The organism is Ruegeria intermedia (assembly GCF_900129345.1).
Classification (GTDB): Bacteria; Pseudomonadota; Alphaproteobacteria; order Rhodobacterales; family Rhodobacteraceae; genus Ruegeria; species Ruegeria intermedia.
The window spans coordinates 1-1,263 of the sequence record NZ_FQVK01000074.1; the positions used below are offsets into that span (position 1 = coordinate 1).

General features: G+C 64.1%; 3 protein-coding genes. All 3 read left to right on the forward strand.

Going from position 1 to position 1,263, the window contains the following annotated elements; genetic code table 11:
• Positions 1 to 351: RuvC family protein (locus F3H26_RS19250; RefSeq protein ID WP_149777571.1), on the forward strand; the 351-nt coding region annotated here is incomplete at its 5' end.
• Positions 348 to 545, forward strand: coding sequence for a hypothetical protein (locus F3H26_RS19255; protein WP_449421239.1), 198 nt, complete (start codon positions 348 to 350; stop codon positions 543 to 545). The genes F3H26_RS19250 and F3H26_RS19255, both read left to right, overlap by 4 nt.
• A complete protein-coding gene (locus F3H26_RS19260; protein ID WP_149777572.1) occupies positions 538 to 984 on the forward strand; it encodes a DUF6362 family protein in 447 nt (148 codons plus the stop codon). Before F3H26_RS19255 ends, F3H26_RS19260 begins: the two co-directional genes overlap by 8 nt.
• The last annotated feature ends 279 nt before the right edge of the window (positions 985 to 1,263 follow it).

The window sequence follows — 1,263 nt, forward strand, 5'->3', positions numbered from 1 at the left end:
GGCATGCGGTATCTGCGCTTCACCAACTGGCTGAGCGAGATCGATCGGCTATCCGGGCCGGTGGAGGCGATCTGGTTCGAGGAAGTCCGTCGCCACGCGGGCACCGACGCGGCGCACGTCTTTGGCGGTCTCATGGCCAGCTTGACCAGCTGGGCTGAGTTGCGGGGCATCCCGTATCAGGGTGTCCCGGTAGGCACGATCAAGAAACACGCAACCGGAAAAGGCAACGCGCCGAAGCACGCCATGATCGAGGCGGCCCGCGCCCGGGGCTTCAGCCCGGCGGACGATAATGAAGCCGACGCGATCGCCATCTTGCTTTGGGCGATTGAAACGAATGGAGGTTTGGCATGAAGGCGATGCGCTTCACCCCGCCGGGCTATGGCGGGCGGCGACGCGACCCTGAAGAGGTCAAGCGAGACGGCTGGCAGGAGCAAGGCCTGCTGGCAGTTTTCCTTGACGACCAACGGCTTACTTGGCCTGAGCGGGAACTGGTGCGGCAACTCGGCGAGAAACTCAATGGCAAGCGGGAGGAGCGACATGGCTGACTGGACGATGGCCCGGGTGCAGGACCGGCTGGAACTGGCCGCCGACGTGTTCGCGCAGATGCCGGGCGTGAAGCCGCAGGGGTATTTCAACGCGTGGCCGGAGTATTTCCACAGCTTCGCCGACCAGGTCGGCCAGGAGCCGCAGATGCGCCGGCCGTTGCCGAGCCCGCGCATGATCACGGAGGCTGAGGAAGCGATGCTCTGGCTGCGCTGGCTCGAGAAGGACGACGCCCGGATCGTGTGGCTCAGGGCGAACCGGAAGCCATGGAAACCGATCTGCTGGCAATTCGGCCTGTCGCGCACCGCTGCCACCAAACGCTGGCAGTTCGGCATCGCCCTGATCGTCTGGCGCCTGAACGGGCGTGTGCCACCGCGCCGACGCTCGCAGCGCTTCGTCGTTGAGAATGCCGACCGCCTGTCAAGGAAAATCGTCCTGTGAGGAAATTTTCTGGTTTACATCGCGAGGCCTTACACAATCCGACCGGGACGCTAGAAATTGGATATCCTCGGGAGTGGCGCGCGCGGGACGGCCCGAGCCGCTGGCTTCCGAGAGTCCACCGAAGGGTCCAGTCGGGGTCCAATCCGCTAACCCTTTGAATTCTTGGTTCCTTCTGGGCCGAATACGTATGCTGGCGGGCTTGGCGCGGGATTTCGCCAGCGACAGGGCCGGATTTTTGGGAAGCCACCCGGAATCCGGATCCACCCCGGCGCCGTAAAA

Excerpts from the sequence above, each read along its gene's own strand:
- F3H26_RS19260 (WP_149777572.1), top strand. The coding sequence starts at position 538 with ATGGCTGACTGGACGATGGCCCGGGTGCAGGACCGGCTGGAACTGGCC.
- F3H26_RS19255 (WP_449421239.1), top strand. The coding sequence starts at position 348 with ATGAAGGCGATGCGCTTCACCCCGCCGGGCTATGGCGGGCGGCGACGC.